The organism is Prevotella sp. C0026C3 (assembly GCF_056590795.1).
In genome coordinates, this window is the sequence record NZ_JBWPWW010000010.1 from 20,985 (window position 1) to 44,799 (window position 23,815).

Consider the following 23,815-nt stretch of genomic DNA (forward strand, 5'->3'; position numbering starts at 1 on the left):
CACCTTCTTAACCACGTTCTTTTTACAAAGATAACGTTTTCGATGAATCCCACAAAGGATTCGTCTTATTTCTTCAACATCAACTCTACGGCACGTTTCAGTTGTTCATCGTTTCCCTGTAGATAGTCTTCAGGAGTGTTATATACCTTTATATCGGGCTGCAAAGTGTTGTTTTCGCCATACACACCATGCATATCCCGACAGCCAACTTGCGGGATTCCGAACACCATTTGGTTGTCCATGAGTCGCTCCCACCACACAGCTGTCATCGTACCTGCTACAGGTGTGCCGATAATCTTGCCTATTCCGAGAGTCTTATAGACGAATGGGAAACCATGGCCATTGCTGTAATCGTCTTCACAAACCATAACACAAGATGGTTTTACCCACTTGTTCCAAGGGTCGTATCCAATGAATTGGCCACGCGGAACGAAGCTTTGATACTGCTTACCCGACAGTAATGTGCACAAATCGTCGTGTAACCAACCACCTCCATTGTGTCTTTCGTCGACGATGACGGCCTCTTTCTGTCGATTCTTATCGCTCAACAACTCACTGAATACAGTGCGATAACTCTCGCTATTCATCGCTTTCACATGCACATAAGCCAATCGTCCGCCCGAAAGACTGTCTACAATAGCACGGTTACGATCCACCCAACGCTTGTAAAGGAGCTCATCTTGCTGCGATTTAGAGATGGGACGAACGGTCACATCAAACGATTTGCCACCATTGTTGACCGTTACTCGTACCGGTTTTCCGGCCTTTCCATCGAGCAACATATCGTAGGCTTTACCTGCTTCTATCCTCTGTCCATCGATAGCTTCGATGATACTACCACGCTGAACCTTTGTATTCTTCACGGCAAATGGGCCACGTTTGATGACTTCATCGACTTTCAGACCATCTCCAGTGTACGTTTGGTCGAAGAAAAGCCCCAATACAGCCGTCTTCAACTTGGCTCCATCGGGATAGAAACGAGCGCCGGTATGCGAAGCATTCAGCTCGCCTAGCATCTCGCTAAGCATGTCTCGGAAGTCGTAACGGTTGTTGATATAAGGTAAGAAACGCTCGTAGGTGGCGCGATAACCAACCCAATCTACTCCATGCAGATTAGTATCGTAGAATTTATCCTTCACTTGTTGCCATACATGGTCAAACAAATACTGTCTCTCTTTATAGGGTTGATAGTTGAATCGAGCCTCAAAACCGATAGCAGAAGAACTCTTCTTTGCCACATCAAACTTCTTAATGGTAGAGTTGCACAGGTAGATATTCTTGAAATCTTTATCAGCTTGCATACCGCCACGGCCTATATTCTTCTCTACTATCTCTGTTTTACCATCACGGATCATATGACGCCACAGGTCGTAACCACCTTCAAAAGCGGCTTGATAGTACAACGTATCGCCACCGGGACTAAGAATTGCGTCACCCATGTGGGAAGAATTGACCGTCAATCTAACCACTCTGTCGCGACAATTATCAAGATCAAACTTCAAAGGTTCCACCTTCTTAGACTTCTTCTCGTCTTTCTTGGCATCGTCTTTTTTATCTTTCTTCTTCGCTTCATCAAAGAGTCCTTTCTCTTCTTTGGTCATCTTGAACTGCTCGTAAGCATCCAAATCGAAGAACATCAAGTAGGCATCCGACTCCGAACCCCAACTTCCATGGCTACGGAAACCGGCTCTATCACTCTGGAAGAGCATGGCTTTACCACCCAATACCCACTTGGCATCACCGTCGTTGTAACCGCTTTCGGTAATATCATGGATTTCTCCGGAACCTGAAGCTGCCACCAGTGCGATGTCACTGTTGTTCCATCCGCCGGTACCAATGTAACTACTGAGCAACCATTTACTATCCGGACTCCACTCAAACCACTGGTCGCCGTCACTATAAGAGTACATATACTTACCGTCCATGAGCGTACGCAGGGCGTGACTCTTCACATCTACCGCCCTCAATGTGGTGCGATTCTCCAGATAGGCCACCGATTTACCATCGGGACTATAGCGAGGTTGGAACGAAGTTTGGTCGCTCTTAACCAACTGTTCTTCCTCTATCTCGGTGGCATAAGTGAAGAGCTTCTCTTCCTTTTTCTTAATGGTAGACTGGTAAATCTGCCACAATCCACCACGCTCAGAGGCGTAAACAATGCTTCGACCGTCCGGTGCGAAGTCAATACTACGTTCCTGTTCAGGCGTATTGGTGATTTGTTTAGTCGTCTTATATTCCACAGAAGTGACGTATACATCGCCATGTAGCACGAAAGCTATTTCCTTTCCACCGGGCGAGACTGCTATTTCCGTCGCACCACGTGTCAAGGTCTGCCGGTCAAGATCGATGTCGTTACGGTCGGACACCACTGTTACAGCCACCTTTTTAGGCTGTTGTCCCTCACGAAGGGTGTAAATCTCACCGTCGTAACCATAGCACAACATGCCATCGTTGCTACGCGATAAGAATCTCACGGGGTTACCCCTATAACTTGTCAGTTGCTGTTTTCCACTGCCATCTAAATTCCGTCGGTACACATTAAAAGTTCCGCTCTCCTCACTTAAATAATAATAGGTGTCGCCACTACCCCATACAGGATTGCGGTCTTCACCATTAAAAGAGGTCAATTTGCTGTATTTACCCTCTCGCTTTACCCATATATCGCGCGTAATAGGCGATGTATGATGCTTTCTCCAAAGATCTTCATAGCCTTTTTGGTCATGATAAAGAACGTCGCCACGGCTATTGATGCTCACATCGCACATCGTTAGCTCGGAGAAGAGCGTCGGTCTAGCCATGCCTTCGGTACTCACTTGATATACTTGAGGGAATGAACCGCTTGCAAAGATAATAGATTTAGAGGTCGGCATCAAGCTTGTTGAGTACAATACATGCATACCATCGCTGAACGCCATCGGTATTTCGTCGCCGCTATTATAGGTCAATCGCGTCGGCACACCGCCGTCTTTACCCACTACATATACGTCAAGACTGCCCTCACGACTTGATGCAAAGGCTATTTTTTGGCCGTCCGGACTCCATACAGGGTATGAGTCGTAAGCCGAATTGGTTGTTATCTGACGTGCACTTCCACCCGTCGTGGGCACCGTAAAGATGTCGCCTTTATACGAGAACGCAATGGTTTGTCCATCAGGAGAGATACGACTATAACGCATCCACAATGGGTTGGTTTGAGCCGAAGCCCATAGCGATGAGGCCAAAGCCACAGCCAAGAATAGTTGTCTTTTCATATTTGCCATTTATTTATTCCTTCACTTCTATGCTACCTTTTAATAATATATTGTCAGAAGAGCTACCCACGAGCACATCGAAACGCCCCGGTTCCACACGATGCTGCATGTTTCGGTCTACAATAGAGAGGTCGTCTTGGTCTACAACGAAACAAAAATGCTTGGTCTCACCCTTCTTGATCATTGCACGTTCAAAGTGTTTGAGCTGCTTAATGGGCTGAACGGTCGACGCAACCTCATCATGTAAATAGAGCTGAGCCACTTCTTCACCGTCCCGACTACCTGTGTTGGTAACGTCAAAACTTACTTCAAATTGCTGATTTCCCATCGACTTAACAGCCAGATTGCTGTATTTGAAAGTGGTATAGCTCAATCCGTAGCCAAAAGCATAGAGCGGACGAGCCGACATTTCAACATAGTTATGGGTTTCAGGAGCCTTCTTATTATAATAAACCGGCAATTGTCCTACCGCAGCAGGAACGCTCACGGGAAGTCGACCGGCTGGATTGTAATCGCCAAAGAGCACATCGGCAATGGCACGACCGCCTTCTTGACCGGGATAATAAGCGGTCAATAGGGCATCGGCATGCTCTGCCGACCATGTCTTATCAAGCGGACGGCCTTCGATATATACCACTACTAGTGGCTTACCCGTGGCACGCAGTGCACTAAGCAACTCGTTTTGGCGTCCCAACAGCGATAAGGTAGCACGATCGAACCCTTCTCCACAGTCCATATCGCTTAGACTTTTGCTGTCGCTCACTGCTGCTCCGGTCTCTTTATAGCTTGTCTTAAAGTCGCGAGCACTAGACCCTCCGACCACAGCCACGACCACATCGGCACGCCGCGCAGCCGCCACCGCCTCGTCTATATGTACATCTACGGTGTCACGCACGCCACAACCTTTCACGTATTCCACTTTTCCGACACCTATTTTCTGTCTGATTCCATCGAGTACAGTCTTCACATTACCCTCAGCTTGCGGTGCCGTGTAGTCGCCCAACTGATTGTAATCATTATCCGCATTAGGCCCTACGACAGCCACACGCATGGTCTTCGACAGCGGCAACGTGTTGTGTTTATTCTCCAACAGTGTCACAGCAGCCTGCGCCACCCGATAAGCCACATCCATATTCTCGGCCGTCCTCACTTCCTTGGTAGCCTGTTTCGGATCTACATACGGATGTTCAAAGAGCCCCATCTCAAACTTCATGCGCAGCACTTGAGCCACAGCAGAGTCGATAAGAGCCTCATCTACCATCTTCTTTTGGCAAGCATCGACCAGTGGTTGATATGCCAACGCGCCTAAATCTACATCTACTCCGGCTTTCAAAGCCATGACTCCGGCTTCTTGACGAGTCTCCGCCACGTGGTGAGTCTGCCAAATACCATCGATACTATACAAGTCTGACACCACGAAACCGCGAAATTTCCAATCTTGTCGCAGCACTTTCTTCAAGAAATAATCGTTTGCCGTACAGGGAATACCATCGAGCGAGTTGTACGAAGTCATCACCGATAGGGCGCCGGCATCAATGGCTCTCTTGAATGGTGGGAGGAAATTCTCTTGTATCTCACGCATTCCGAGGAACGTAGGATTACCATTCTGCCCACCCTCTGTCGTTCCATAACCGATGAAATGCTTCAATGTTGCTAGCGTAGCATAGGGATTTGAAAGGTTTCCACCGCCCAGTCCGCGTACCATTGCAGCCCCTATTTCGCCCGAAAGCGTAGGGTCTTCGCCCATCGTTTCTTCCACTCTGCTCCATCGAGGGTCACGACTCAGGTCGAGCACAGGGCCATAACTGATGTGTCCACCCTGCAAACGTATCTCCTTGGCAATCACCTTTCCGGCTGCTTCTATGAGCATCGGACTCCACGTGGCAGCCATTCCAAAACCCGTAGGGAATACAGTCGTGCCGATAGCCATGTGTCCATGGGGAGCCTCTTCTGCCAAAAATAGTGGAATACCAAGCCGTGATTTCTCCATCACATACTTCTGCATGGCATTGCCGGCCTTGGCAGCCAACTCCGGATTCAAGCCGTTTGAGAGTGATTTACGAGTCCAAGGGTCGGCACGATAGGTACCCCACAGCATGCCCACATGCTCTTGTCCCACTTCTTTTTCAAACAAGGCTGAAGGCACAACCTTCTTGCCTTGTATATCATAATAGTTCCAAGCCAGCGTACAACGCAACTGCCCTACTTTCTCTTCGAGTGTCATGCGCGACAGCAAATCGCTCACACGCACACTGATAGGTAGATTAGCTTGTTGATAAGGGAATTTCTTTTGGGCAGCCATAGCGTTCCCTGCCATGCAGAGCGACACCACGGCACAAAGTAGTCTGTCTCTATTTTTCATTTTTGTTAGGTTTACTTACAGAGTACGGAGCGTCTACCTGTTGCGTTCCACGTTGCTTGTTAGGAGTAGCCGACATCGTGAATCGGATATTACCACCATTCATTAAGTCGGCATGGCGCAGGTAGTTATGTGTGTAATTTTGCCCATTCAACAGCATAGAATTGATATAAGGCTCATGACTGTCGGCCTGAATTCTCATCGTTTTTCCATTTTCTAGGTGCAGTGTCATATCGGTAAAGTAGGGTGTACCGAGCACATACTCGTTGCTACCGGGGCATACCGGATAGAAGCCCATGGCCGAGAAGACATACCAAGCAGACGTCTGACCGTTGTCTTCGTCGCCACAATAGCCATCGGGAGCTGCTGTATAGAGTTTGTCCATAGTCGTGCGTACCCACTTCTGAGCCTTCCATGGCTGCCCACTATAGTTGTAGAGGTAAATCATGTGTTGGATGGGCTGGTTGCCATGTGCATAGTTTCCCATGTTCATAATCTGCATTTCGCGAATCTCATGAATTACCTGACCGTAGTAACTATCATCGAACACGGGTGGAAGATTGAACACAGAGTCCATCATTTCATTGAATATCTGCTTGCCACCCATGAGATTAATAAGTCCTTGAGGGTCGTGGAATACCGACCAAGTGTAGTGCCAACTGTTGCCTTCTGTGAATGCATCGCCCCACTTCAGAGGGTTGAAAGGCGACTGAAACTTACCGTTCTGCAAACGCCCACGCATCAATCGGCTCTCTCGGTCAAACACATTCCGATAGTTCATAGCACGCTGTCGGTACACTTTCAACTCGCGTTCCGACTTACCTAAAGCCTTACCCAGCTGATAGATACACCAGTCATCGTAAGCATACTCCAACGTACGAGCCACGTTCTCATTGATTTTCACGTCGTAAGGCACGTAACCCAACTTGTTATAATATTCCCAACCGAGTCGGCCGGTAGACGATACGGTGGGATGAACAGCTTGTGTCCCGTGTACAACTGCTTCCCAAAGGGTCTCCACATCGTATCCACGAAGCCCTTTCAAGTAAGCATCAGCCACCACCGAAGCGGAGTTGTTGCCCACCATACAACCACGATGACCGGGGCTGGCCCATTCCGGTAAGAAACCACTTTCTTTATAAGCATTCACCAATCCGGCCTGCATCTTCGTGCTTTGTGACGGATACATCAGGTTCAGCAAGGGGAAAAGGCTACGGAAGGTATCCCAGAAACCGGTGTCGGTAAACATATATCCGGGCAACACCTTGCCGTTATAAGGACTGTAGTGCACTGGTTTTCCATCACCATCCAACTCGTAAAAACTGCGTGGGAAGAGCAACGAACGATACAAACAAGAATAGAATGTGCGCAGATGGTCGGTAGACGACTCATCGCCAACCTCTATCCTACCCAGCATATCATTCCACTGCTGACGACCTTGTGCTTTCAGTTGCGCCATATTCTTACCGTCCAACTCACGTAGATTACGCTCGGCCTGCTTTTCACTGATAAACGACGAAGCCACGCGTACGCCTACTTTCTCGCCTCGTTTGGTACTAAATGTGACGATAGCACCAGCATGATTACAGCTAGCTTCGGTCTCTCCGTTCAACAACTCGCCATCCTTAGCGATGAGATATTGACTGATAGGATGGTCAAACACCATCACAAAGTAGTTCTTGAAATTATCGGGCACACCGCCACTGTTGCGGGTTGAGTAGCCTACTATCTTATTCTCGCTCGGTATCACGCGCACCTTCGACCCCTTATCAAAGGCATCGATGACCACGTTTGCCTGATCGGTAGCAGGGAAAGTGAACTCCATCAAAGCTGCACGCTCTGTCGGTGACAATTCGGCCGTCACGTCGTAATCGGCCAAATACACCTTATAAGCATAGGGAGTGGCCTCTTCCGACTTATGAGAGAACCAACTGGCGCGTTTCTCTTCGTCGAATATGGGATTGCCAACGGTAGGCATCAACGAGAACTGGCCGTAATCATTGATCCACGGACTGGGCTGATGTGTCTGCTTCAAACCACGGATTTGGTATGCCGTATAGCTGTATTGCCATCCATCACCCATCTTTCCGGTCTGCGGAGTCCAAAAGTTCATACCCCAAGGCATGGCTATAGCAGGATATGTATTACCTGTAGAAAGTTTGAATTCTGATTGTGTACCCACAAGTACACTCACATAATCGACAGCATTTTTTACTCCTACCGCATGTGAAGCAAAAGTAAACAACGCCGCGAAAATCGCTGCGATTATTCGTTTCATCTAATATTTAGGTTTGATTGATAATTGTTACTTGCAAAGATAATCATAAAAAATGAGAGTAAAAACGAATAGAGCGACAGAAAAACAAAGCAAAAACAAGGAATCGTAAGTGAAGAGATAAAGAAACTATCTTGGCTATCATAGATATACAACTCGTCTACTTGTCTGCTCGTTCACTTATCTGTCATCTGGCTGCAAAGGCTTGGCAGCGTCGCTGCCTCTGCCTTGCAACATTATTGTCTGCACTTTGCAGCATTGCTGTTTGGCTTTTGCAGCAAAACAGGCATGCTATATTTTGCCATGCCACAGGAATATATTACTTTTGTATAGTTACAATTTAACACGCCGATTTATGGCTTTTCTCGCTTTTATCAAGAAATGGACACTGCTCTGTGCCATCGTTTTTGGTTCTTTGGTCTACCTTTTGTTCTCCCAAGTTCCGATGCTCCAGCCCTTTGGGAACATCGTTGGACCACACTTGGTAGACGTCATGCCGATACTTATCTTCCTCATTCTGTACGTCACTTTCTGCAAGATAAGGATGGATGATTTTCGTCCTCACAAGTGGCATTTTTGGTTACAAGGCATCAGGACGGTCTTATCTGCATTGGTAGTATTGGCAATTCTCCACATCAAAGACCCAGAGCAAAAGATTTTATTCGAAGGAATTTTTATCTGCGTCATCTGTCCTACGGCCGCAGCTGCAGCCGTTATCACCGAGAAGCTAGGCGGTAGTATCGCTTCCATGACCGTTTATACCATCATAGCCAATTGCTTTACATCGGTTATTATACCGCTTTTCTTCCCTATGATAGAACGAGCTGCCAACATCACCTTTATGTTTGCCTTCTTCATGGTGCTGAAACGAGTGGTCATGGTACTTGTCGTTCCGCTGTGTTTGGCACTGCTTACACGCCGATATTTGCCCAAAGTAGCCGGTTGGTTCAAACGTCGTAAGAACTTGGCTTTCTATATTTGGAGTATCAACCTATCCATATTGATGGGCTTCACGCTCAAGACGATGCTTCACGCACAACTCTCTACCCACATGCTTCTGCTCATGTTGATACTTCCACTCTTCATCAGTCTGGCGCTCTTCGGTATCGGTAAGTTCGTCGGACACCAATATGGAGACAGCATCAGTGGCGGACAAGCACTCGGACAAAAGAACACTATCGTGGGAATATGGCTTACCATCACGTTCTTAAACCCCTTGGCGGTCATCGCGCCATGTGCCTACATGATATGGCAGAACATCATCAACACGTGGCAACTGTGGTATAAAGAAAAATACGGAATACTAAAATGGTAGATTATACAGGTATAGTCGGTCGGCAAATGCGGTGACAACGACTATACCAAATGGCCTTCATCGGCCCAAGCCAACATCTCTCGGTCGCCTCGGCTATCGCCATAAGCGGTAAGGTGAAAGGAGTTTCGGGCAGGCAACACGGCTTTCAGACGCTCTACTTTCTCTGCCCCGTAACAGTTTTTACTGCTAAAGAAGCCGGTCAACCGACCATCCTTAACCTCTATCTGCGTGCCTAATACCGTCACATCCAAGCCCTCTTCGGCCAAGAAAGGAGCTACCCAATTGTCCACACTCGCACTGACTACATACACATCGGCACCGTCTTGCAATGCCCGACGAAGGATATTAAGCATCGAAGGGCGCAAGACTTGTCGGCGCTCATGGGCGTATCGACGGCAGAGGCGGTCGAACTCGTCTAGCAAAACACCTCGAAAAAAATGGGCAAACACCTTCTGTTTCGCTTTATAATTAGGGTATAGATGTAGCTTCATCAACACCAATAGCGGACTATAAAGCAAAAATCCTAGTAGGAAACGGCCTGTTCCACAGGTGAAACGTATAAAATCGATGAGCGTATCTCGTGTGGTCAAAGTGCCATCAAAGTCGAAAGCGAAGATATGTTTCATGATTTATTGATTTTTAGAAGGAGTTATAGAATTAACAGGAGTTATGGAGTTAAAGTAGTTAAGCCAATAGCAAATAAACATATGACATAACTCCGTTGAGCAACACGAAACATAACTCCCATTAACTCCATAACTCCTAATATATAATCACTAAGAAAAACAGTATCCATGCCACCACTATCAACTGCATGAAACGGTCGGCTAAAAGTATCTTTGTGGGGTCTCCACTCTTCTTATCGACCACCGTTACTTGAATATAGCGTAACAATCCCACCAATACGAGGATAGAAGTGAGATACAACGAGTCTGTTCCGAAACGCTCGGTAACTTCCGAACTCACTGTATACATGATGTAACAAACAAGTGTTACGGATGCTGTGATGGTGATAGCTTGGTTGATGAACGTGAGATTATAGCGACTGGTATTCTTGCGTGGAGCCTCTCCCGTCTCGTTCATACGCACGACATCGTCGCGTCGTTTAGCGAAACTCATGAACAAGGTGACCAAGAATGTCATCAAGACTATCCACTTACTCAACGCAACATCGGTAGCCATGCCACCGGCCAAAAGCCTCAATACGAAGCCAAAGGCCACGATGCACACATCAATGATGGCATATTGCTTGAGTCGGGCACAGTAGATGAGGTTCATCACCCAGTAAGCCAGCAACACACCACCAGTCTCGTAACGATGAGACGGGAGCAAAGCCACAAAGCCAAGACCAAGCAAAAACAGTATGCCCATAGTCATATAGGCCTGCGCGATAGACACTGCTCCCGACGCAATGGGGCGATGACACTTCACCGGATGGCGTCGGTCATCGGCCACATCATATATATCGTTGAAACAATAAATGGAAGAAGCGACCATACAATAAGCCAACACGGTGATGATACCGGGTATAAGGACATTTGGATGAAGCAGCTGACCACCGAAAAACAGGGGTAACAGCACGAAAAGATTCTTCGTCCACTGCTTCGGACGTATTAGTTTGAGGAGTTGTTTCATGGGCTTATAATATCATTTTTTCCAATTGTCGGGCTATCCACATAACAAGTTTGGCAAACAACCAAGCCACCGGCAGGGTGATAACGACGCATACTAAGAACGTCGGCCAATAGCTCCAACGAGCCGGAATATACGCTAATACGAAATGTCGATGTACAAGATAGGCTTCCAAACTCAATGCTCCGACAAAGCTAAAGAAGCGATTGAACCACGCAGGAGTGCGTCGGAAGACACGATTCAACAGCAAAATCGATGTAATAGTGAGCGGAATATAGAGCATACGCTCAATAAAAAGAGGGAACTTTCCATGCAAGTTCTGCTCCATAAAGATACTGGAGAAGAGCGTCATAGCAAATGTCAGGAGTATCATCCAAATGGATGCACCGTCCATCGTATCCTTTCTTCGCACGCTTTCTCCCATATTGATGCCGATGAAATAGATGGGAATGCGACTCCAAAATATCTCTAAATGCCCCACAGTAGCATGAATGGGTGTCACATATTGTACCAATACACACCACAATATCATCAATACGGGCAACCAACGATAGATGGGATGGCGTCGAATCAATTCCATGTAAGAGGGCGTAAAAAGGTAAAGCATCATGATGGCAGGGATATACCAAAAGGTTAACTCGTCGTGTAACCAGAAGTCCCAATTGATGGTGATGTCGCCAATGAGGTCTATCCATGCCGCAACATCGCCTCCATGGAAGCGCGGAATATAGTAGAGCGAAGCCGCAATGAGCCATGCCGGATAAATACGGAGAAACCTTCGCACCATGAAATGACGTACCGAGGGAGTGCGAGTCCACGAAAACCACAGCCCAATTCCACTCAAAAAGAGAAACATATCGACTCCTACATTGCCCATTCTGCGCAATCCGAAGAACATATCCCAACGAGGTAACCCCACATGAAAGAGGATAATAAAGAGCATGGCAGCCCCCATCAGTTCACCACGGAATCGACTGATGTTTGAAAGTTCTATATCTTTGAAGAGATCGTCTTTCAATTTGGTCAATGAACCAAGTCTCTTTTCGCTCATAAGTTTAAGGATTTGGGATACGTTTCAAGAGTTCGCGGAAGAGCCAAGCCATGCAAATAGAAGCCACAACATAAAGAAGCAAGCCTGTATAGATGTCGCCTTGCCGGCTGATAGGAATCAATATCTTACGAGTCAACGGATGGCATATGAACAGAGCTGCGCTAATAGAGCCCACCCAAACAAAATGATTGAAGATTAGAGGGAAACGTCCCAACAACTTCACCAAACCGATACTGAAGCTGCAAATAAACACCGGGACGAAGTACCATAGCTGATAATTGTAGCTAAAAAAGACGATGCAAAGTGCCGAAACCACCATCATCATGTCGTAAGCACGGTTACTAAGCGCACGACCATAGCGAGAATAGAGCACTCCAAGACCGAAAGGAAGCATTCCACCAATCATGTTATAACGCAAACGGTTGAGGGTTTCACCTCCCGAATCACAGAAAACCTGAAGCAACCAGCACACCATGATGGCACCAACCGTCCATGTCCAAGGTCTGCGATAGATGACAAAGCGGTAGAATATGTACAATTGCAACATCAAACCAAAAAACCAATAGGGGCCCGGCCAGATGATTTTATCAGGCGACGGTAACAGATTGTTGAACATACCCAGTTGTGCCACCACATCCATGAAAGCATAATGATGCGCTCCGGGAGTGATTTGGTCTACCAAAATAAAAGCTACAAAGCCCACAATCATCATCTTGAAGAGCTTCAAGAAGTGGGTACGAACAAAGTCGTATGGTCTTCCTGCCTCCTTTACGGCATACTTCTGCTCTAGTCCGTAAGCACTCAAAAAGAGGAAAACGGGTACTCCGTAATGGCCAAAAAACGACAAAATATGCACAGGCAACAGCCCATCGGGATGCACAAGTACCCGACTCAACCAGTCTACATTATGTTGAAAATACTGATATTCATTCTCCTGTACGATGTGTCTAAGCCAATGTGAGTAGTTATGCATCACGATAGCGATAATGGCAAGGCCTCGTAATGCGGAACATTCTGCCCGCGAAAGGAGCGGCGGGGTGGCTTGTGGAGATGTCATAGGCATCACTTTTTATTTCTTTTGAAGATAGTTCAACCTCAACAAATCATAGTCGGCGGTGTTCTTGAGGATACGTTTCCGCCCCTCATCGTATTGAGGACTCAACACATTATAGGCCGCTTGATAATACGGTGTATGGATTCCAGCCAAGTAAAGCAACAAATGTGGTAGCGCATCGGTCATGTACTTACGATTGCGGGCAGCTACTATCTCCCTGTAAATCTCCGGATGTTGATGGGCATAACGGGGTGAACAATAAATCCAAAAAGGTATCTCGAATTCGTATTTTGCCAACGGATAGTCAATGGCAGAACTGTGATTACGGCATATAAAACCGCGAGTTTCCTCGTAGCACTCTTCTCCATGATCGGGCATATAAATCACAATGGCATCGCGATTTTCAAACCGTTGGATGATTTGATCCACCACCGAATCGTTGTATAGCACCGCATTATCGTAAAAACTCAGCATCTTTCGCCTGTTATCATTGAGTTCCGGACGCTTGTCTTCATAGCTGCTTGCATAGAATTTCGTTTGGTTTCGCGGGAAACGATCACGATAATTAACATGCTGTCCTAGCAAGTGAAAGATGGTCAAGTTATATTTTTTATCCTGTTGACGTAGTCTATCATAATCTCTTAACAAGTCTTCGTCAAATCGATGGAGACTATCGTTGCGCGTATCAAACTGTGCTTTGCTCAACACTGGATTGTTTAAGAAGAAGCCACCACTAAAGTCGTAGACTGCCTCCTTGGCTTTCGGGAGGAACTGATTGGTGATAAACGTGACATGATAGCCGGCTTTTCTGAACAGTTCGGGGAAGAGTGGATAGTCGCACCACTCCCCTTTCTGCCCGATGACATGGGTAGAAAACACGTTCTTAAAGACGAAACTAGTGAGATTCCAACACGAGACAACATCGGTAAAAGGCACCAATCTGCCACTTTTCTCACGGGCAATCTGTCGCGGAGTGGTCGGCATGAAGTATCCATACTGCTGTGAATGATGTCTACCGAGGCTCTCACCGATAATCAACACGATCTCTGGAGAGCGATAAGAACAACTGTCCACCTGCACCTTATCAGCCGAAGCTATGAGCTTATCTATCTGTTGTGAGGCCAAAGAATTGGCATATACGCTAAAAACCAACCTCTGCATGGGGGTGAAAAGTACCGCGTGGTCTTTAGCCGTAAGTGTATGTTCCACATCACCGATGTTACTACCGGTCATCAATTCCACTGTAGCCACCTTGTTATGTGCACTCGTGATACCACCCCAAACTAGTAGAACGGTCGTCAATAAACCCATAACAGGGGCACCCCAAGGCATATTTGGCAATCCTTTAGCGGGATTATTAATGATTTCGCGAGTAAAAGTTTGCTTTACATAGCGACTCCACCACTTGCGACAAACCACCAAGATATGCACCAATATCAACAGCAATACCCACCCCACGCGACTAAACATCACGTCGGGAGAGAGTGTTGAAGTCAAGAATTCGCGTGCTTCGCGGCCGTTAGTCTCATCTACCAGCAACAGCATTGTGGGCGTAATGGTCGAGTCGTACTTCACAAAACAGTAGGTATCTACAAGAGTTACCGCATACATCACGACATAAAACACAGCCCTTGCCACCGCTCTGAACTTGCGAGGAAGCAGTGCCAACACCACACAAGCAGCATAAACTTCGAGCAACATTTCCAAATAGAGGTTATCATAGACCCTTGCCCAACTCGTATTAGGCAATGTGAGCCATGCGCTGAGAATTCCCAACGCATACATGAAAACAAAAAACAGCGCGTTCAAGCGAATCGGTAAGAAGACGACCTCAAACATTCGCCGTAGCAAGTTAACGATTTTCATCGGCTACCTATATTTAATATAGACATCTATTTGGATATTTCGAGTTTCTCGTCTCGTTTATTTGCGGAAACGTTCTGCTTGCTGACGTATCAGTTCGGCATCGTTGAAATAGTCTATACGCATAGCTTTACGCACCTCATCCATGGTCTTTGCTGCCACTTCACGAGCATCTTCCGAACCTTTTTTAAGGATGTCGTAGATGGCAGGAATATCTTGTTCAAACTCATGACGGCGCACCCGAATAGGCTCCAACATCTTATTGAGAATCTGATTCAGGAACTTCTTGCATTTCATATCTCCTAGTCCACCGCGTGTATAATGGTCTTTCAGTTCCTGAAGATTCTTATATTCCGGCCAAAACTCAGCGAAGTCATCATCGGTAGAAAATGCATCAAGATAAGTAAACACTGCATTTCCCTCCACTTTTCCGGGATCGTCGACACGTAAATGGTCAGGGTCAGTATACATCGAACGAATCTTCTGCCATACCGTGTCGGCATCATCGCTCAGATAGATACAGTTACCAAGGCTCTTACTCATCTTCTCTTTGCCGTCGGTACCTGGCAAACGGCGAGCCGTAGCATTCTCCGGCAGCATGATATTGGGTTCTACAAACACCTCAGAATAGGTCTGATTGAAGCGTCGAGCAATCTCGCGGGTCACTTCCAACATCGGTTCTTGGTCTTCACCAGCAGGAATCGTCGTGGCATTGAAAGCCAAAATATCAGCTGCCTGACTCACTGGATAACAGAAAAAGCCCAATGGTATGTTGGCTTCAAAGTTGCGCATCTTAATCTCTGTCTTCACCGTAGGATTGCGCTGAACGCGAGATACCGTGATGAGATTCATCAAATAAGTAGTCAATTCGGCCAATTCAGGTATCTGACTTTGTACATAGAGTGTACACTTATCGGGCGACAAACCTGCTGACAAATAATCCAATGCCACTTCAATCAAGTTTTGTCTAATCTTCTCTGGGTTATCGGCATTGTCCGTCAATGCCTGTACGTCGGCCATAAACACAAACATACGGTCGTAGTCTCCGGCTTCTTGAAGTTGCACACGACGACGCAATGAACCAATATAATGACCGAGGTGTAATTTTCCGGTGGGTCGGTCGCCCGTCAAAATAATTTTTCCCATTATCTATGCTTTATATTTTTCTCTTTGTCTATTCTGCAAAGATACGGCTAATTCAAATAAATCCCAAACATAACGAATAAAAAAGGGGCATACAAGATTCTACATCATCAGAATGCATCTGAATCTTACAATTGCAATAGGAGCCCTTAATCCTAGCCCCATACCATATAAACTAACATAAGCTAGACTAATTATAAGTATCCACAAATTTGGTGAACATCTAGATTCTTTGTAACTTTGAGGCTCTTCATTTATAATCATATACCTATTTAACATGAAACATAGCTTATTACTTACGCTTTTATCAGCCTGTTTCCTTACAGGCATGGCGCAGCAACGAGCAGACCGCCAATCGCTCAACGACCCCAATTCATTCTCTTTCATACTCATGGGCGACCCGCAAGGATATACCAAGTACGATGTCAATCAGCCGCTGTTTGAGCTTTGTACAGCATGGTGTGCCGACAATATAGACCATCTCAACACAAAGGCTGTACTCCTGACCGGCGATTTGGTGGAACAAAACGAGAATTATGTGCCCATTCCAAGGATAAGCAACCAAACGAGTAAACAGATGTGGGAGTGGGCTTCGCACTGCATGAAGCGTCTTGACAACCGCGTTCCCTACATTATCTCTACCGGAAACCATGAATATGGTTACGTAAGAGGAGACGAAGGATTCACCCATTTCCCAGAATATTTCCCCATGGAACGCAATTCCAAATGGAAAAACTGCGTGGTTGCCACCTATCCCAATCGCGAAGGTAAGGTATCACTCGAAGATGCTGCGTATGCTTTCCACGAGAAAACATGGGGAGACATCTTAGTGATTGCCTTAGAATGGGCACCACGCGATGAGGTATTAGAGTGGGCTAAGAAACTTGCAGCAGACAAAAAATACAAGGATTACAAAGTATTTGTAATCACACATTCATTCTTGAAAGGACGAACAGCCGAGCGAACAGCTAACGAGAATTACAAAATCAAGCCGGCAAACTACGGCAAGGATATATGGGAGAAGTTGATTTTCCCCTCATCCAATATTCGTCTTGTTATCTGTGGACATACCGGTCAACCGGGGTCATTTGAAGATAATGTAGCCTACCGATGCGATAAAAACACTGCAAACAAGTCGGTTCACCAGATGATGTTCAACGTACAATGCCTTGGTGGTGGTTGGGAAGGAAACGGAGGAGATGGATGGCTCCGCATATTAGAGTTCAACCCCGATGGAAAGACTATCAGTGTTAGAACCTATTCTCCATTATTCGGCATCTCGTCTACTACCAAACAATTTGCCCATCGCAAAGGAAAATGCGATGAATTCGACATAAAGATAGACTAAAAACAGATAATGCCACGCCCTCAACACGATACTTTCTACAGCGACATATATAGTATGGTAACGCAAATACCGGCAGGACGTGTCGTCACTTACGGCGAACTGGCACGTCTAGCCGGTTGGCCTCAACATGCTCGCATGGTGGGACGAGCACTTAGAGAAGTCCCTCCAGCCCTGCATTTACCTTGTCACAGAGTTGTCAATGCGGCCGGTCGAACGGCTCCGGGATGGGTCGAACAGCCTCAACTCTTGCGTTCCGAAGGTGTCGCTTTCAAATCTAACGGATGCGTAGATATGCGAGTCTCGGCATGGAAACCATTGGAATCATTCGTCTGAAGCGCCTCAACTACGTGTCACTAAGAGGGTACCTGAAAGAACATCAATAGCAAAAAGGACTCTTATATATCATACAAAGAAAATAGCGGAGGGCGTTTAACGTCCTCCGCTATTAATTATTTGAGCAGGTTCAACTTATGTTTAGGTTCCAGAATTTGATGTACTTTCACAGTGTTACCCTTTAGTTTGAGAGTAGCGCTATCTTTGATGTCGCGGCTGGAAGCACCCACCTTAAATGTATATACGCCCGAATCAGTTACCCAAGCATTTGGCTTCTCATTGAAAGAAGCCAACTCCAACTCACTTTATTTACTTTCCTTGAACCAATGACATGGTATCGCGAGCAATCACAATCTCCTCGTCTGTCGGGATCACGCAGACTGTAACCTTACTGTCGGGGGCAGAGATGATAGCCTCTTTACCACGTACATTGTTGGCTTCGGCATCCATCTTAACACCCAAGAATTCCAAACCTGAGCAAGACTGCAAACGAGTTCCAACTTGGTTTTCACCTACACCGGCTGTCCAAACGATGATGTCGACACCACCCATTGCTGCTGCATAAGCACCGATATACTTCTTAATACGATAGTCGTACATCTTCAAAGCCAACTGAGCACGCTCGTTTCCTTCCTTGGCAGCGCTTTCTATTTCGCGCATATCGCTAGAGATACCGGTGATACCGAGTACTCCGCTCTCTTTGTTTAAGAAATCGGCCATCTCTTGCGGCTTCTTTCCGAGCTTGTCCATGAGATAAGTTACAGCCGACGGATCAATATCGCCGGAGCGCGAACCCATCATCACACCTGCCAAAGGAGTAAGTCCCATAGAGGTATCTACGCACTCGCCATACTTCACAGCAGTTACACTCGCACCGTTACCGATATGGCATGTAATGATTTTCTGGGTCTTGATGTCGCGTCCCAAATACTCACACACACGCTGAGAAACGTAGCGGTGGCTAGTTCCATGGAAACCATAACGACGTACATGGTACTTCTCGTAGAGTTCGTAAGGCACGCCATACAAGTAAGCGTAGTCGGGCATGGTAGAATGGAATGCGTTGTCGAAGACGCAAACCTGCGGAGTTCCGGGCATCAAAGCGTCTACAGCGCGGAGTCCACGTAGGTGTCCAGCGTTGTGAACAGGTGCCAAATCGCACAGTTCTTCGATTTCCTCTTCCACCTTTTCGTCTACGATGACGCTCTGGCAGAACTTATCTCCCCCCTGCACGATGCGATGTCCGACAGCATCTATTTCCTTCAAATCCTTGATAGCACCTATTTCTGGGTCGAGCAAGCACTTGAATACGAAGTTCACGCCTTCCTTATGGTCGGGCATGTCATGCATAATCTTCTTCTTATCACCGCTAGGTAACGTTACTTTGATGAAAGCCTCGTCGAGACCGATACGCTCTACACCACCCTGAGCCAGCACGGCTTCGGTATCCATGTTGTACAACTTGTACTTGATAGAAGAGCTACCACAGTTCAATACTAAGATATTCATATACTCTACTTTTATTTGATTTAACGAGACTTTACGGCATCTTGTGCCTGACAAGCAGTGATGGCAACCATGTAATAAATGTCTTCTACAGAACAACCACGGCTCAAATCGTTCACCGGACGAGCAATACCTTGGAGGATTGGACCGATGGCGATGGCGTTACCCAAGCGCTGAACGAGTTTATAACCGATATTTCCAACTTCCAAGTTGGGCACTACGAGCACATTGGCATTGCCTGCAATAGCACTACCGGGAGCTTTCTTCTGACCTACGGAAGGTACCAAAGCAGCATCAGCCTGCAACTCTCCGTCGACTTTCAACTCCGGACAACGCTGCTTTACCAAGCGTGTTGCCTCAACCACCTTATCTACTACTTCGTGCTTAGCACTTCCCTTGGTAGAGAAACTCAGCATCGCTACACGTGCTTCTTCAAACCCTGCCACGCTTTGAGCGGTTGCTGCGGTACACACAGCTATCTGTGCGAGCTGGTCGGCATCGGGCATTGGCGTCACGGCCACATCTCCCATAACGATGACACCATCTTCTCCATACTGCTTCTGCTCTGTTACGAGTAGCATAGCACCACTGACACAGGTGATACCGGGAGCACATTTAATAATCTGTAGAGCCGGACGAAGGGTATCACCGGTCGTACTTAATGCACCGGAAATCTGTCCGTCGGCACCTTCGGTCTTGATAATCATACAGCCAAGATACAAAGGATTCTTCACCAACTCGCGTGCCTGCTCAATGGTCATACCTTTTTTCTTGCGTAGCTCTGCCAACTGTTCGGCATATTCTTCGCACTTGGGATTGTTCAACGGGTCAATGATGGTAGCCTTATCAATATGGGTTAAGTCCCATGCCTCGGCTAGTTTATGTATTTCATTGGGATTACCAATGAGGATGATGTTAGCGATGTCGTCGGCCAAAACACGGTCGGCTGCTCTCAAGGTGCGCTCTTCAGTGGCTTCAGGAAGCACAATACGTTGCTTATCTGCTTTTGCTCTGGCAACGATTTGTTGTAATAAATCCATAGTTTTATGTTATGATAATTCTATAATATGTTCTGTGGGATGGCGTCACACAGCCCGTTTTGCCACTCCCACTTTGCAAAATTAACAAAAATAAATGACACAGTATTTGTCTATCGGATAAAAAAACATAATTTTGTAAGAACGAAACTATCATTTCGATTACATGTTAAAATTCAAAGCTTTGACCACTGCCGACAAGCAGATTATTCAGGATTATACCCTCTTGGGGGAACGCCAAAACTGCGATTTGTCATTTGCCAACATCTTCAGTTGGCGATTTCTATATAACACCGAGTGGACAATCGTAGACGATTTCCTTGTTTTCAGATTTTATACAGGTCAGCATTTGGCCTATATGATGCCTATTCCACATGCTAAAATCGACGCCGATGGAAAACGGAAGGTAGAGATTTGCGATGAATGCTCGGCTCATGTGATTCGCGAAATACGCAACGATTCCATCGCTATGGGTCATCCTTTCTTGATGTTAGGAGTGTGTAACTTCTGCGTAGACATCATTGAAAATGCATTTCCAGATACATTCAGCATCACCCCCGACCGCGATTACTCTGATTATATCTATCTGCGAAGCAAGTTGATAACGCTTTCCGGCAAGAAATTACAGAGCAAACGAAACCACATCAACAAGTTTAAAAGTCTCTATCCCGACTACGAATATCGTGCACTCACCACCGACATGATACCTGAATGTCAACGACTGGCGGGTGAATGGCGAGCCGGCCAAGAGGATGATACCGAAGGACATAGCATCTATAGCGAGATGCGTTCGATGACAAGGGCGTTCGACCACTGGGACGAACTGGGCTTAATGGGCGGCACGATATGGGTAGATGACAAGTTGATAGCTTTCACTTACGGCACGCCTATCAACCAAACGACGTTCGATGTATGCGTAGAAAAGGCAGATACCAACTACGAGGGAGCTTTTACCATCATCAATCAAGAGTTTGCCAAACATATTCCAGAACAATATATCTATATCAATCGCGAAGAAGATATGGGCGACGAGGGACTCCGTAGAGCCAAACTGAGCTACAAACCGGATATTCTCTTGGAAAAGAACGTCATCATGGAAAAACGTCCACTGGCTCAGTTTGAAGACCAAGGTCGTATCAAGGAAGAAGTAATGAAGCTGTGGAAAGACACTTTCCACGACTCCGACGCGTTCATCAAACTCTATTTCGACCGCGTATATCGCCCCGAATACAACATTTGTTGCCAACTCGATTACCATGTTTCGGCCGCTCTACAAACCTTGCCTTACCCACTTCTCTATCACGGAACGGAGGCTAAGACGGCTTATATCAGCGGAGTGAGCGTGGAAGAGGAATCGCGAAAGCAAAATATCGGCAGCAACTTGATGGCTCAAGCCCACTTCAATCTGTTCCATCACGATGTAATCTTCGCCACATTGATACCTGCCGAGCCATGGCTCTACGACTGGTATGGCAAACAAGGCTACGCCCGTTGCATCACATGTAAGCCCAACCCGACCGATGCGGCAACTGTTTCTTTCGCTGAATACGACAAGCGTCAACGCGAGCGTACATGTACATTATTACATAGTGAAGAACAACTGGCCGTGGCACAAGAAGACATTCGACTGGCAGGCGAACACTACAAGCCAACCACAGAACCTATTCCCGGTATGCTACGCATCATCAATGCCAAACTGGCATTGCAATTATGGGCCGAGCAACATCCCGATGCCAAGTGCTCAATACGTGTCAAGCACGACCGAGACATACCGATGAATAATGCTTATTACATCATCGAGAATGGACAAGTAAGAAAGACCGATGAACCGGATTCAAACGCAACGGTTATGCGAATGGCTCAACTGGCAGAATTCATTTTTGCCGATGAAATGGCGGAAATGGAGCTTATGTTGAACTAAAATACCGAGAGCATCTTTACATCTCTTGTGTTAAGATGCTCTCCAATTCCTCTGCCGAGAGTCGAAGATGGAACTCTCCCTTGATAGCAACGGATATACGACCTGTCTCTTCAGACACGACTACGGCAATGGCATCGCTGCTTTGCGATATACCCATGGCCGCCCGGTGGCGCAATCCCAACTCCTTGGGAATATTCAAGTCGTGAGAAACAGGCAAGATGCACCCCGCAGCCTTGATGCGCTTCTTCGATATAATCATGGCACCATCGTGTAATGGCGAGTTCTTGAAAAATATATTCTCTATCAACTGTTGGTTGATATTAGCATCAATCTCATCGCCCGTAGCCACAATATCATCAAGAGGAGCCCCACGCTCTATCACCATGAGGGCACCAACCTTACCGCGCGACATGCTCATACAAGCCAAAACAATCGGAATTATCGACTCTTTATCTACCTTCGTCTCATCCCTGCTGGTAAAAAACTTAGTGATTCTCTTGAATCGTTGATGTGCTCCAAGGGTATAAAGAAACTTGCGTATCTCTTCTTGAAAGAGCACAATAAGTCCGATAACACCCACACTCACCAACTTATTGAGGATAGCTCCGAGCAGACGCATCTCTAATACCTGACTCACAAAAAGCCAAACGAGTACGAATACCATGATTCCGATGAACACATTCAGCGAACGGCTCTCCTTCATCAAGGTGTAGATATAGTAGAGTATCAGCGCTACTAGAAAGATGTCAATTACATCTTTTATTCCAAAGTCAAAGGGCATAAGACATATTTAGTTCATTTACAATTTTTACCGATTCCATCGCTGCTTTCACATCATGTACGCGTAAGATGCCGGCACCTTTCATGAGAGAAATCGTATTCAGCACCGTGGTACCGTTCAACGAGGTCAATGGTGTTCCACCTATCAATTTATAAATCATCGATTTACGCGATATTCCTACCAAAATCGGTAGTTCCAATACCTGTAACTTTTCTGCTTCTTGCATCAATTGATAGTTTTGTTGCAGCGTTTTCCCAAACCCATAACCGGGATCAAGGATAATATCTTTCACTCCAAAATCGCGTAATAGCTGTACTTCATCGGCGAAAGCTATCAACATTTCTTTCAATGTAGGCTTCACAGACATCAAGATATAAGGTACTTTCAACTCTCCAACAGTAGCAAACATACTCTCATCTTCGTGGATAGGTTGATTTACGATACCTGTCAATCCGCCTTCCGATACATCGTTGATAATGTCGGCTCCCCACTCTTCTACACACTTTCGCGCCACACGGGGGCGATAAGTGTCTACCGAAATAGGTAGTTCCGGACATTCGCGATGTACAATTTCCAATGCAAACTGTAGTCGACGCGCCTCCTCTTCTTCACTTACTTCCGATGCTCCGGGACGTGTAGAAAAAGCTCCTACATCCACGATGGAACCGCCCTCTTTTGCAATTTGTTGCACACGTTCGGCTATCTCAGCCTCGGTTTGTTTCCTGCTTCCTTCAAAAAAAGAATCAGGTGTGATGTTCACAATGCCCATCACTTTCGGCGTAGAAAGGTCCATGAGTTGACCACGTACATTGATTGTATAGTCCATGACAGCTTTTTTATTTGACTTTCGCAAGTTTATGCATAGCTTAGAATTGATTGGAGATAACGGAAAGTAACCGGAGATAACGGACATTTGTCCGATAACTCCTCCTAACTCCCTTTAACT

The 23,815-nt window shown here is 46.4% G+C and carries 18 protein-coding genes; 4 read left to right on the forward strand and 14 right to left on the reverse strand.

Annotation, left to right across the window (positions count from 1 at the left end):
• Window positions 1–65: 65 nt before the first annotated feature.
• From AC1EK4_RS07590 to AC1EK4_RS07600, 3 genes are read right to left on the reverse strand one after another with little or no spacing between them, the layout of a single operon-like run.
• Window positions 66–3,251, reverse strand: a complete 3,186-nt coding sequence (locus AC1EK4_RS07590; RefSeq protein ID WP_036896187.1) for a S41 family peptidase — start codon at window positions 3,249–3,251, stop codon at window positions 66–68.
• A gap of 13 nt (window positions 3,252–3,264) precedes the next feature.
• Window positions 3,265–5,613: a glycoside hydrolase family 3 N-terminal domain-containing protein gene (locus tag AC1EK4_RS07595; RefSeq protein ID WP_036896076.1), complete on the reverse strand. Its 2,349-nt coding sequence runs from the start codon at window positions 5,611–5,613 to the stop codon at window positions 3,265–3,267.
• Entirely contained in the window at window positions 5,603–7,888 is a 2,286-nt protein-coding gene (locus tag AC1EK4_RS07600) for a GH92 family glycosyl hydrolase (protein WP_036896078.1), read from the reverse strand. The genes AC1EK4_RS07595 and AC1EK4_RS07600 overlap by 11 nt, the downstream gene beginning before the upstream one ends.
• 352 nt (window positions 7,889–8,240) lie before the next feature.
• Here AC1EK4_RS07600 and AC1EK4_RS07605 point away from each other — a divergent pair, with 352 nt between their 5' ends.
• Window positions 8,241–9,200: a bile acid:sodium symporter family protein gene (locus AC1EK4_RS07605; RefSeq protein WP_036896080.1), complete on the forward strand. Its 960-nt coding sequence runs from the start codon at window positions 8,241–8,243 to the stop codon at window positions 9,198–9,200.
• Window positions 9,201–9,241: 41 nt separating this feature from the next.
• Here AC1EK4_RS07605 and AC1EK4_RS07610 read toward each other — a convergent pair whose 3' ends face one another.
• The 6 genes from AC1EK4_RS07610 to trpS form a co-directional block, all read right to left on the reverse strand.
• Window positions 9,242–9,829: an HAD family hydrolase gene (locus tag AC1EK4_RS07610; RefSeq protein WP_480357731.1), complete on the reverse strand. Its 588-nt coding sequence runs from the start codon at window positions 9,827–9,829 to the stop codon at window positions 9,242–9,244.
• 133 nt (window positions 9,830–9,962) lie between these two features.
• On the reverse strand, window positions 9,963–10,835 hold the full coding sequence (locus tag AC1EK4_RS07615) for a decaprenyl-phosphate phosphoribosyltransferase (RefSeq protein ID WP_036896083.1): 873 nt from the start codon (window positions 10,833–10,835) through the stop codon (window positions 9,963–9,965).
• Window positions 10,836–10,839: 4 nt separating this feature from the next.
• A complete protein-coding gene (locus tag AC1EK4_RS07620) occupies window positions 10,840–11,883 on the reverse strand; it encodes an acyltransferase family protein (protein ID WP_480357694.1) in 1,044 nt (347 codons plus the stop codon).
• Between the two features lie 4 nt (window positions 11,884–11,887).
• Window positions 11,888–12,940 (reverse strand): acyltransferase family protein, encoded by a 1,053-nt coding sequence (locus AC1EK4_RS07625; RefSeq protein WP_062432542.1) that lies wholly within the window; start codon window positions 12,938–12,940, stop codon window positions 11,888–11,890.
• Window positions 12,941–12,952: 12 nt separating this feature from the next.
• The gene (locus tag AC1EK4_RS07630) at window positions 12,953–14,803 is read right to left on the reverse strand and encodes a phosphoethanolamine transferase (RefSeq protein ID WP_480357695.1); all 1,851 of its coding nucleotides are present in this window, start codon (window positions 14,801–14,803) and stop codon (window positions 12,953–12,955) included.
• A gap of 57 nt (window positions 14,804–14,860) precedes the next feature.
• Complete coding sequence (trpS, locus tag AC1EK4_RS07635; protein WP_036896088.1) at window positions 14,861–15,946, reverse strand: tryptophan--tRNA ligase; 1,086 nt, start codon at window positions 15,944–15,946, stop codon at window positions 14,861–14,863.
• 274 nt (window positions 15,947–16,220) lie between these two features.
• Here trpS and AC1EK4_RS07640 point away from each other — a divergent pair, with 274 nt between their 5' ends.
• Both AC1EK4_RS07640 and AC1EK4_RS07645 read left to right on the forward strand, forming a co-directional pair.
• Window positions 16,221–17,291, forward strand: coding sequence for a metallophosphoesterase (locus tag AC1EK4_RS07640; RefSeq protein WP_036896090.1), 1,071 nt, complete (start codon window positions 16,221–16,223; stop codon window positions 17,289–17,291).
• Window positions 17,292–17,300: 9 nt separating this feature from the next.
• On the forward strand, window positions 17,301–17,624 hold the full coding sequence (locus AC1EK4_RS07645; RefSeq protein ID WP_036896092.1) for an MGMT family protein: 324 nt from the start codon (window positions 17,301–17,303) through the stop codon (window positions 17,622–17,624).
• A 116-nt stretch (window positions 17,625–17,740) separates the two neighbouring features.
• Here AC1EK4_RS07645 and AC1EK4_RS07650 read toward each other — a convergent pair whose 3' ends face one another.
• The 3 genes from AC1EK4_RS07650 to pta are packed head-to-tail and all read right to left on the reverse strand — an operon-like array spanning window position 17,741 to window position 20,170.
• Window positions 17,741–17,917 carry a hypothetical protein gene (locus tag AC1EK4_RS07650; RefSeq protein WP_156431011.1) on the reverse strand — a complete coding sequence of 59 codons (177 nt, stop codon included), beginning with the start codon at window positions 17,915–17,917 and terminating at the stop codon, window positions 17,741–17,743.
• Between the two features lie 16 nt (window positions 17,918–17,933).
• Window positions 17,934–19,133, reverse strand: coding sequence for an acetate/propionate family kinase (locus tag AC1EK4_RS07655; RefSeq protein ID WP_480357697.1), 1,200 nt, complete (start codon window positions 19,131–19,133; stop codon window positions 17,934–17,936).
• Between the two features lie 20 nt (window positions 19,134–19,153).
• On the reverse strand, window positions 19,154–20,170 hold the full coding sequence (gene pta / locus AC1EK4_RS07660; protein ID WP_036896098.1) for a phosphate acetyltransferase: 1,017 nt from the start codon (window positions 20,168–20,170) through the stop codon (window positions 19,154–19,156).
• Between the two features lie 163 nt (window positions 20,171–20,333).
• Between pta and AC1EK4_RS07665 the strand changes: the two genes are divergently transcribed.
• Entirely contained in the window at window positions 20,334–22,088 is a 1,755-nt protein-coding gene (locus AC1EK4_RS07665) for a GNAT family N-acetyltransferase (RefSeq protein ID WP_036896100.1), read from the forward strand.
• A gap of 16 nt (window positions 22,089–22,104) precedes the next feature.
• Here the strand turns inward: AC1EK4_RS07665 and cdaA are convergent, their stop codons facing one another.
• Both cdaA and folP read right to left on the reverse strand, forming a co-directional pair.
• A complete protein-coding gene (cdaA, locus tag AC1EK4_RS07670) occupies window positions 22,105–22,869 on the reverse strand; it encodes a diadenylate cyclase CdaA (RefSeq protein WP_036896101.1) in 765 nt (254 codons plus the stop codon).
• Complete coding sequence (folP, locus tag AC1EK4_RS07675; protein WP_480357699.1) at window positions 22,859–23,695, reverse strand: dihydropteroate synthase; 837 nt, start codon at window positions 23,693–23,695, stop codon at window positions 22,859–22,861. The genes cdaA and folP overlap by 11 nt, the downstream gene beginning before the upstream one ends.
• Window positions 23,696–23,815: the final 120 nt, after the last annotated feature.

What these genes read in the sequence shown, in the direction of transcription:
- AC1EK4_RS07590 (WP_036896187.1), bottom strand. Translation starts at nt 3,251, where the DNA reads ATGAAAAGACAACTATTCTTGGCTGTGGCTTTGGCCTCATCGCTATGG.
- AC1EK4_RS07595 (WP_036896076.1), bottom strand. Translation starts at nt 5,613, where the DNA reads ATGAAAAATAGAGACAGACTACTTTGTGCCGTGGTGTCGCTCTGCATG.
- AC1EK4_RS07600 (WP_036896078.1), bottom strand. Translation starts at nt 7,888, where the DNA reads ATGAAACGAATAATCGCAGCGATTTTCGCGGCGTTGTTTACTTTTGCT.
- AC1EK4_RS07605 (WP_036896080.1), top strand. Translation starts at nt 8,241, where the DNA reads ATGGCTTTTCTCGCTTTTATCAAGAAATGGACACTGCTCTGTGCCATC.
- AC1EK4_RS07615 (WP_036896083.1), bottom strand. Translation starts at nt 10,835, where the DNA reads ATGAAACAACTCCTCAAACTAATACGTCCGAAGCAGTGGACGAAGAAT.
- AC1EK4_RS07620 (WP_480357694.1), bottom strand. Translation starts at nt 11,883, where the DNA reads ATGAGCGAAAAGAGACTTGGTTCATTGACCAAATTGAAAGACGATCTC.
- AC1EK4_RS07625 (WP_062432542.1), bottom strand. Translation starts at nt 12,940, where the DNA reads ATGACATCTCCACAAGCCACCCCGCCGCTCCTTTCGCGGGCAGAATGT.
- AC1EK4_RS07630 (WP_480357695.1), bottom strand. Translation starts at nt 14,803, where the DNA reads ATGAAAATCGTTAACTTGCTACGGCGAATGTTTGAGGTCGTCTTCTTA.
- trpS (WP_036896088.1), bottom strand. Translation starts at nt 15,946, where the DNA reads ATGGGAAAAATTATTTTGACGGGCGACCGACCCACCGGAAAATTACAC.
- AC1EK4_RS07640 (WP_036896090.1), top strand. Translation starts at nt 16,221, where the DNA reads ATGAAACATAGCTTATTACTTACGCTTTTATCAGCCTGTTTCCTTACA.
- AC1EK4_RS07645 (WP_036896092.1), top strand. Translation starts at nt 17,301, where the DNA reads ATGCCACGCCCTCAACACGATACTTTCTACAGCGACATATATAGTATG.
- AC1EK4_RS07655 (WP_480357697.1), bottom strand. Translation starts at nt 19,133, where the DNA reads ATGAATATCTTAGTATTGAACTGTGGTAGCTCTTCTATCAAGTACAAG.
- pta (WP_036896098.1), bottom strand. Translation starts at nt 20,170, where the DNA reads ATGGATTTATTACAACAAATCGTTGCCAGAGCAAAAGCAGATAAGCAA.
- AC1EK4_RS07665 (WP_036896100.1), top strand. Translation starts at nt 20,334, where the DNA reads ATGTTAAAATTCAAAGCTTTGACCACTGCCGACAAGCAGATTATTCAG.
- cdaA (WP_036896101.1), bottom strand. Translation starts at nt 22,869, where the DNA reads ATGCCCTTTGACTTTGGAATAAAAGATGTAATTGACATCTTTCTAGTA.
- folP (WP_480357699.1), bottom strand. Translation starts at nt 23,695, where the DNA reads ATGGACTATACAATCAATGTACGTGGTCAACTCATGGACCTTTCTACG.